Source organism: Corallococcus sp. AB045 (genome assembly GCF_003668895.1).
GTDB lineage: Bacteria > Myxococcota > Myxococcia > Myxococcales > Myxococcaceae > Corallococcus > Corallococcus coralloides.
Genome location: NZ_RAWN01000290.1, coordinates 1 through 8,823, shown reverse-complemented (window position 1 = coordinate 8,823; position 8,823 = coordinate 1). Strand labels below are relative to the sequence as shown.

Annotated in this window: 4 protein-coding genes and 1 pseudogene; all 5 read right to left on the bottom strand. The window is 71.3% G+C overall.

Features of this window, described 5'->3' with window-relative positions:
- Window positions 1-425, bottom strand: a pseudogene (locus tag D7Y21_RS38300) (flagellar motor protein); the annotation flags it as partial.
- A 26-nt stretch (window positions 426-451) separates the two neighbouring features.
- On the bottom strand, window positions 452-2,356 hold the full coding sequence (locus D7Y21_RS38295) for an Ig-like domain-containing protein (RefSeq protein WP_121718346.1): 1,905 nt from the start codon (window positions 2,354-2,356) through the stop codon (window positions 452-454).
- A 183-nt stretch (window positions 2,357-2,539) separates the two neighbouring features.
- Entirely contained in the window at window positions 2,540-3,532 is a 993-nt protein-coding gene (locus tag D7Y21_RS38290) for a FecR domain-containing protein (RefSeq protein ID WP_121718345.1), read from the bottom strand.
- Window positions 3,533-3,564: 32 nt separating this feature from the next.
- Complete coding sequence (locus tag D7Y21_RS38285; RefSeq protein WP_120565879.1) at window positions 3,565-5,403, bottom strand: sensor histidine kinase; 1,839 nt, start codon at window positions 5,401-5,403, stop codon at window positions 3,565-3,567.
- Window positions 5,400-8,738, bottom strand: a complete 3,339-nt coding sequence (locus D7Y21_RS38280) for a response regulator (protein WP_121718344.1) — start codon at window positions 8,736-8,738, stop codon at window positions 5,400-5,402. Before D7Y21_RS38280 ends, D7Y21_RS38285 begins: the two co-directional genes overlap by 4 nt.
- Between the last annotated feature and the right edge of the window lie 85 nt (window positions 8,739-8,823).

Sequence of the window (8,823 nt, the reverse complement as noted above, 5' to 3'; positions counted from 1 at the left end):
GGCGTGGGTGGCGGGCGCACGGCGAAGTCCTGGAGGGCGGCGGCGCCCCAGGGCACCTCCACGGTCGCGACGCGGGGGACCACCTGGCTGGACGCCGGCAGGCTGCGCGGATCCACCTTCAGCGCATGGCGGCCGGGGCGCAGGTGCGGGCCGCCGATGAGGTCCGGCACGCGTGAGTCCACGCCGGTGAGGTGGTAGCGGCCGAAGGCATCGGTGCGCACCTCGCGGCCGGTGGCCAGCACCAGGCGCACGTCCGCGAGCCCGGGCTCATCGGGTCCACAGAGCCCATCTGCGTCCACGTCCACGCAGACGCGCCCGGCGATGGTCGACGCCTGCGTCGGCAGGTCCGACGACAGCGACTGCGCGGACACCACGGTCGACAGCAGGAGCAGCGCGAGCAAGAAGCCCGCGGCGGCGCCCGGCACCGAGGCCCTCCGCGACGCCCCAGCCCTCAAGGCCGCACCTCTTCCACCGCCGTCACGCCGGTGCGCACGTCCGCCACGGATACGCTCACGGGGCCCTTCGCGCCGTGCACGGTGAAGCGCGTGAGGCCGTCCTGCACGGACAGCTCACCCCGCTCGCCCTCGGACAGCGCGACGTGCACCGGGCGGTCCTTCAGCACCTGGCCGCTCGGGTCCTCCACCCAGCACGTCACCCGGGCGCCCTCCACGCGGACCCGCACGTTGACCGGCAGCCGCGGCGCCAGTTTCACCGGCGCATCGATGCGCGCGGGCACCAGCGGCTCGGACCCCGGGAACACCGGCCCCTGGGGGCCCAGCACGTGCACCGTGACCTCGAGCCCCGGCCACACGGCGTGCGACACGCGCACCTTGCCAGGCGCCATCCCACCCACGAACACCGTCCCGTCCTCCCCCGTCGTCCGCGTCAGGCCGTTCATGAGCAGCGGCTGCCGGGGCACCGGCCAGCCGGCCAGGTCCACCACGCCCGCGACGAGCCCCGTGCCCTGCCGCCACACCGCGAGCCGCGCGGGCTCCGTCCCGAGCGGACCGTACGCGCGCACCATCACGTCCGTGCTCACCTGGTACGCGTTCTCCGGCGCGGTCCACGGGACAGTGAACGTCCCCGGCGGAGACTCCACCGCCGGCCCCACGCTCCCCTCGGCCGAGGTCACCACCACCTTCGCCTCCGGCCGGGGCTGCCCGGCCGCGTCCCGCGCCGTCACCACCACCCGCGCCACCGAACCCGCGTGCACCATCGGCTCGGACAGCGACACCGTCACGTCGCGCACCGCGCCCTGCACCAACTGCATCGGCAGCGACTCGCGCGACCCCGGGCCCCGCTGAGGCCATGCCGCCTCGATGCGCTCATCCGCCGCGAGCGTGCGCGGCGCCGTGTAGCGCCACTCGAGCATGCCGTTCGTGTCGCGAACGGGCCCGTCCAGCCGGCCGTACTTCGCCTTCACCGTGACGCGCGCATCCGCGACGGGCTGCCCCTTCGGATCGCTGGTCGCGCACAAGAGCCGGGCCTGGGACACGCCGTCCGCGGGCAGCCGCTGCGGATTGAGCACGCACGCCAGTCCATCCGTGGGTGGCAATTGGAGGTCGATGGCGATGCGCTCCACGTGGCCCGACAGGTCCTTCACCTCGCCCTGGGCCTGCGGATAGCCGGGAGGCACCACCAGCGGCAGCACGAAGTGCCCTTGCGCGTCCACCGGCACGGGCCCGAAGCGCGTCCCCGCCACCTCCAGCGACACCTGGCCTCCGGGTTCGCTCTTGCCGGGCAGGTTCACCGACGACGCCAGCGGCACCAGCAGCCGCCCGTACGCGCCATGCACCGACTGGGGATGCGGCCACGCGGACAGCGCCACCAGGATGGCCGCCTCTGGCAGGCGCGTTGGAGGCAGCACGTAGCGAGCGGTGTACGTGCCCGGCCCCGTGTGCTTGAGCCCCTCCAACTGACCGGTGCTCGCGCGCAGCACCGGCGGCGCGCCGCTGTCATCCGGCGTCCCATCCGCACGCAGCCGCTTCACAGTGAGCGTCGCCTCCATGTCGCGCCCCTTCACCGGCAGCGCGGGCTCCAGCGACAGCTCCATGTGGCTCGCGGGCGGCCCCACGTCGTAGCGGGCCTGGGCCTCCTCGCCGTCGCCCTTCACGCGCACCACCACCTCGCGCGCCTGGGCCTTCGGGACCACGACGTAGGTGCGCAGCGGTGGAGCGTCCGGCCCGGGCTTGAGCGCCGCGCCCTCCGCCGTCACGGAGGACGGGGTGAACGCCACCGGTTGGCCCCCGGCGTCCCGGCGCACCACCGCGACCGTGAAGCCCTCCGGAGGCACGGGCACGTCCGGGCCGAGCAGCTCCAGCGAAGCCGCCCAGACCGGGGCACAAAACAAGACCATCGCGGAGAGGAGGAGACGTTCCAGGGCTTCCCGACTCTACAAGGCCCTCTGCCGGGACTGCACCACTTTGGTGCCGCTGGCCGTACGAAGGGGCGCTCCGTCGTCCCCGCGTACACTTCCGTCAAACCACTCCACCCACCAGGTGGGTGCCTCCGCGAAGAACCCGAGGGCCGACCCGGTGGATCAGGGAGGATCCCAGATCCCTCCGGCGTCGACCTCGATTTTCCCCGACCTCTTCCTCGGCTGCGGCGTCGGCGGCGGTGGCGGGGCTTCGAAGGTCAGGTCCTGCTGTTCGGTCTGGCGCGCACCGCCCACGTTCACGGCGGTCACCTGAACGGGGTTGGGGCCGTCCTTGAGCGAGACGCTGAGCGTGAACTTCCCGTCCTCGTCGGTGGCCACGTTGGCGCCGTCCACCGTCACCCGGTTGCCCGGATCCGTGTGGCCGACAACGGTGACCTCGCGGTTGCGCTGCGTGCCCGTGGGCCACTCCATCTTCACGAACACGGAGCTGGGGATGGGGGCTGGCTCGGTGGGGGCCTGCCCGGGGCGGACGATGGACCGCTGACCAGCGCGCACGATGACGTACTTGCCTTCCTTGCCGGTCAGCTTCACGTCGCCCTCGCGCGTACCCACGCTCACGGTGCCCTTGCCGTTGTTGCTCATGGTGAAGGTACCCTGAGCGGTGCTGGCCTCCGCGTCGGCGCCCTTCGCCTTCAGGATGAAGGTGTGGCGGACATTGGAACGGCCCCGCACGGTGGCGGTGGCCAGACCGCTGCTCAGCATCACCTTCGACAGCTCGTTCGAGATCTCCTCCACGGAGATCTCCGTCTCCGCCTCCATGCGCAGCTCCACGGCCTCACCGTTCAGCACCACGGCCCAGGACCCACGCCCGGTGCGCACCACGTCCGTGGGCCGCAGCGGCATGTCCTTGCGCGCGGGTTCCCACGGTCCGTCGCCGTGCTTCACGTCCACCGTGCCGTCGAAGGAGCTCAGCACCAGCTCCACGGCCTTCTTCGCCTCCGCCTCCGTGACGAGGGGGCGCTTGGGAGCGGACGGCGGCAGCGGCGCGGGAGGCTCGCGCAGGAAGACGAACCAGCCCACCGGCAGCGCGGCCAGGATGAGCACGAGCCCGATGAGGAACGGCGCCTGTCGCCTGCGAGATGGGGGAGCAGCCATGCGAGGGACCTAGCTACCACACGCGGCGGGCTTCATGCCCGGGGCAGCACCACGGTGAACCGGGCCCCCTGCCCTTCTTCCGAGCGGACCTCCAGCGTCCCCCCGGCCTCCGTGACGATGCGCCACGCGACGCTCAGTCCCAGGCCCACATTGGACCAGATGTCCTTGGTGGTGAAGAAGGGCTCGAAGATGCGCGGCCGGATGTTCTCCGCGATGCCCCTGCCGGTGTCCTCCACCTCCAGGATACACATCCCGTCGCGCTCGCCAGTACGCAGGGTGAGGCGCTTCACCGGCGTCTTCAGCATCGCGGTGCGCGCATTGGACAAGAGCGCCAGCACCACCTGCGACAGGTGACCGGGGTCCGCCTTCACACGAGGCACCGCCGCGCTCAGCTCCGTCACCAGCTCGACGCCCTCTCCGCGCGTCTGGTTCTCCGTGAGGCTCAGCGCGTCGCGAACCACCGCGTTCAGGTCAATGGGCCGCAGGTCCGGGCGCTCGCGCTGCTGGGAGAAGCGCAGCAGGTTCTGGGTGATGTCCTTGCAGCGCTTGGCGCTCTGCTCGATCTTGCGCAGCGTTTCGAAGTCCACGTCATCCGCCCCGCGGTCCAGGAGCAGCAGCTGCACGTTGCCCAGGATGCCGGCCAGCGGGTTGTTGATTTCGTGCGCCACGCCCGCGCCCAGTTGGCCCACCGCCGCCAGCTTCTGCGCCTCCACCAGTTGCAGCTGCGCCGCGCGCAGGTCGGCCGTGGCCTCCTCCACCCGGACGCGCAAATCGTCGTTCCAGCTCATCAGCCGCGCGCGAGACGCCTCCAGCTCCTCGCCCATGCGGTTGAAGGTGGACGCAAGCTCGCTCAACTCGTCCTGGCCCTCCACGCGCAGGCGGCGCTCCAGCTCTCCGCGGCCATAGGCCTCCGCGCCCTGCACCACGTCCGCGAGCCGCCGGTCCAGCCGCCGGGTGAAGAGCGCGCCCAGCGCCAGGAGCACCACCAGCGCACCCGCCACGGACGCGAGCACCGTGGTGCGCAGCTCCCGCACGGGCGTCAGCGCCAGGGCCTCGTCCTCCGTCACGACGATGCCCATCTCCAGCGTGTTCACCCACGCCACGCTCACCCGGCGCGCGGGGTCCTTCAGCTGGAAGCTGCGCCCGCCTTCCGCGCCCAGGGCGGACTTCAGCGCCTCGCGCAGCTCCGGCTCCAGGGCCTCCATGCGCCGCGCGGCCTGGGAGCTGGCCACGACGCGCCCCTCGGAGTCCACCACGTCCAGGAGCTGCCCGTCACTCGCGCGCCGAGCGAGCAGCGCCTCCAGCTGCGTGAAGACGAGCTCCGCGATGGCGTACGGCGCATCCTCCGAAGCGCCCAGCTTCACCGCCACCGCCACGGCGGCCACGCCCGAGCCCGCGTGCACGTACGCGCTGCCCAGCGCCGCCTGGCCCTTGCCTCCGTCCCGGAAGTTCTCCACCGGCACCGCGTGCGCCAGCTGACGGACGCGCGCGGCGTCGAAGGCGGGATGGCGTTCGAGCGGCTCCGCGCTCCGGAACACGGCGGGCCCCAGGGGCTGCCCGTTCGCGTCCGCCTGGATGACCGCGCTCACCGAGGTGGACTGCCCATACAGGAGCATCAGCATGCCGCGCACCTCTTCGGGCGTGGCGCGCTCCCAGGGCAGGAGCTCCGCGGAGCGGGCGAGGCCGTTGACGACCTCCATCAGGCTCGCCTCCACGGCCTCGGCGGTGGCGGTCGCGAGCGCGCGCTGCTGCTCATCGATGCGCTGGGCCAGCGCGTGCTCCGAGCGCGAAAGCAGCAGGAAGCCGACGATGGCCAGGGGCAGCACCGTCGCGGCGAGCATGAAGAGGACGAGCTGCTGGTAGAGCCTCATCCAGTGACTGACCGGACCACGCGCTCCAAGTCACTGCGCAGGAAGACGGAGCCGGGGATCGCCTTGGCCCGCTTCTTCATGTCCGCGGCCCGGCGCGCCAGCTCCGCGTGGTCATGCGCCACGCCGTCCGTCATCACCGCCACCACGGACACGCTCATGATGGGGAACTCGCGCTTCTCCCCGAAGCGGTCCTCCGCTTCGATGTGGCCACGCTCCCGGTCCTGCCGGTCGTAGTAGAGCGGGATGATGCGGTCGAACTGCTCGATTGCCCGCTGGCACACCCGGTCCACGGACTCCACGGAGGTGATGAAGACGAAGTCGTCGCCGGCCACGTGGCCCAGGAAGTCCCCCGGGGCGCCCTCCTGCTGGAAGACCTCCCGCATCAGGTCGCCCGTCTGGCGCACCACGCCGTCCGCCTTCGCGAAGCCGTAGTAGTCGTTGTAGGCCTTGAGGTTGTCCAGGTCCAGGTAGCAGAAGGCGAACGGCTGGCGCGCGCCCAGCCGGCGCTGCACTTCCCGCTCGATGGCGGTGGAGCCGGGCAGCTGCGTGGTGGGCGACGAGGACAGCTCCTGCTCCTTGCGCCGCAGCATGCTCTCCACGCGCGCGCCCAGCTCCAGCGCGTCGAAGGGCTTGGTGATGTAGTCGTCCCCGCCCAGCTTCAGCGCGCGGACCTTGGACGACGTCTCCGTGCGCGCGGAGATGAAGATGACGGAGATGTGGCCGCTGGCGCGCTCGGCCTTGATCTCCTCCAGGAACGCGAACCCGTCGCCGTCCGGCAGCGTGACGTCCAGGAGCACCGCGTCCGGCCTGCGCTCGCGCAGGGAACGCCGGCCCTCCTCCACGCTGTGCGCGACGCCGACCTCGAAGCCCAGACCCTCCAGCACCTCGCGGCAGATGGAGGCGATCTTCGCGTCGTCGTCCACCACCAGCACGCGCCCGTGCTGCGCCCCGGCGCGGCCCCGCGCCAGCGAGTCCACCGTGGCCAGCAGCTTGTCTCCGGCCAGGGGGCGCACGAGGAACGCGTCCGCGCCGGCCCGGAAGGCGCGCTGGCGCTCGTCGAACGCGGAGGTGAGCAAGAGCGGCGCGCGGCGCGTCTCCGGATCATTCCGGAGGATCTCCGCCAGCCGCAGGCCGTCCACGTCCGGCAGCCGCACCGACACCAGCACCACGTCCGGGTGGAGGTTGCGAGCAGCGGACAGGCCCTCCTCCGCGGAGGCCGCCAGGCGCACCCGGTAGCCCCGGGCTCCGAGCAGCGCCTTCATGATGTGGCCCACCTCGGGCTCACCCTCGATGATGAGCACCTTGCCACGCGAGTCCGCGCGGACGGGCTGCGGCGACGGCAGGAGCGTGTCCACGGCCGCCTGGGACAGCACGTCCTGGGGCGGCTCCGTGGGGAGCACGGCGATGAAGCGCACGCCGGTGTTGGACGGCTCGGACCAGATGCGTCCGCCGTGGGCCTCCACGATGTTGCGGCAGATGGGCAGGCCCAGGCCGGTGCCGCGCACGGTGCGGTTCGCCTGGGTGCGGGCCTGCTCGAAGCGGTCGAAGATGCGCTCCAGGCTCTCTTCCGGGATGGGGTCGCCGCTGTTCCAGCAGGAGAGCACCACGTAGCCGGGCAGGCTGGACGTGGCGCGCAGTTCCACGCGCACCTCGCCGCCGTCCGGCGTGAACTTCACCGCGTTGTTGAGCAGGTTGTTGAGCACCTGGTTCACGCGGTTGGGGTCCACCATGGCGCGCAGCGGGTGCTGCGGCAGCAGGGGCACCACGCGGATGTGCTTCTCCGCGAAGGCGGGCCCGTACTTCTCCACCACGCGCTGGACGAGTTCCTCCAGGTAGATGCGCTCGAAGCTCATCTTCAGCCGGCCCTGCGCGTACTTCGACAGGTCCAGCAGGTCATCCACGATGCTGTTGAGCTTCTCCGCGGAGTCCTTGGCCAGCGACAGGTAGCGGTGCTGCCGCTCGTTGATGTCCCCCGCCATCCGGTTGAGCACCAGGTCCAGGGCGCCGGTGATGGAGGTGAGCGGCGTGCGCAGCTCGTGGCTCACCATGGAGACGAAGGTGTCCTTGCGCTCCTCCAGCCGCTTCTGATCAGTGATGTCGCGCAGCACCACGCACACGCCGCGCAGGGTGCCGCGCGCGTCGTTGACGGGCGTCACGGTGGTCTGCACGGTGCGCTCGAAGAGCTTCACGTCCTCGCGCAGCACCTGGTGGCCGCTGTACTCCAGGTTGCGGACCAGCTGGAACGGCTGGAAGCCCAGGCGCTCCTCCAGGAGCCGGTTGGAGGGACCCTGCCCTTCCTCCCCCGCGTGCAGGATGCGGCGGGCCGCGGGGTTCATCACCACGATGTCGTTCTTCTCGTCGGTGAGCACCACGCCGTCCGCCATGGACGCGACCATGCGCTCCATGCGGTGGCGGGCCTCTTCCTCCGCGGAGCGCAGCGACTGGATGGCGTCCGCCGTCTGGTTGGCGAGCACGTCCAGCAAGAGCCCATCGTCCTCCGTGAACGCGTCCGCGCGGTGGGAGAACAGGGACAGCATGCCCACCGGCTTCCCAGCGGCGGTGAGGTTCACCGTGAGCTGGTTGGGGTAGACGACGGGGGACACGGAGTCCTTGGTGGTGGTGCCGGTGACGCGGGTGATGACCCGGTCCTCCGGCAGCGTCAGGCCGCTGCTCTTGCGGTACGCGCCGAGCATGGACTCCTTGACGCCCAGGAGCGCCTCCTCGCCCACGTTGCCCACGCAGCGCAGGCGCAGCGTGGCGCCCCGCTGCCCGTCCGGCGCGATGAGGGCCGCGCCGCAGTCGTACGGCAGCACGCGGGCCACGGCGGTGAGCACGCGGTCGATGATGGCGTCGTAGCTGGCCGGGTCATTCGCGCTGGCGCGGCTGACCTCGTAGAGGACAAAGAGGGCCTCCACCCGCTGGTGCAGCTGGCGGATGAGCTTCTCCTTGTCCTTCTTGAGCTGGGCGAACTCCACCGCGTTCTTCACGGTGATGAGCAGGTCGTTCACGTCCCAGGGCTTGGTGACGTAGCGGTACACCTGGCCCTGGTTGATGGCCGCGATGATGTCCTGCGGGTCCGTGTACGCGGTGAGCAGCAACGTCGTGACGTCGATGCCCTCCGCTCTGGCGGCGTTGACCAGGTCGATGCCGGTCATCTCCGGCATGCGCTGGTCCGTGACGAGCACGTCCACGGACTCGGTCCGCAGGATTTCCAGGGCTGCCTTGCCGTGGGGAGCGGTGAGGACGCGGTAACGTCGCTGGAACATCCGGCTGAGGATGTCCAGGACGTCGGCCTCGTCATCGACGAAGAGCAGCGTGTGGCGGAGGTCGGACACGGCGGCGCCAAGTGTACGCCGAGATCAACGCACCTCCTCAAGCCGCGAGAAGGCCGGGCGGGGGGCAGCACGGCGGGTATGGGTG

Bases quoted from the DNA above. Each gene is read 5' to 3' on its own strand.
- D7Y21_RS38295 (WP_121718346.1), bottom strand. From the start codon at position 2,356: ATGGTCTTGTTTTGTGCCCCGGTCTGGGCGGCTTCGCTGGAGCTGCTC.
- D7Y21_RS38285 (WP_120565879.1), bottom strand. From the start codon at position 5,403: ATGAGGCTCTACCAGCAGCTCGTCCTCTTCATGCTCGCCGCGACGGTG.
- D7Y21_RS38290 (WP_121718345.1), bottom strand. From the start codon at position 3,532: ATGGCTGCTCCCCCATCTCGCAGGCGACAGGCGCCGTTCCTCATCGGG.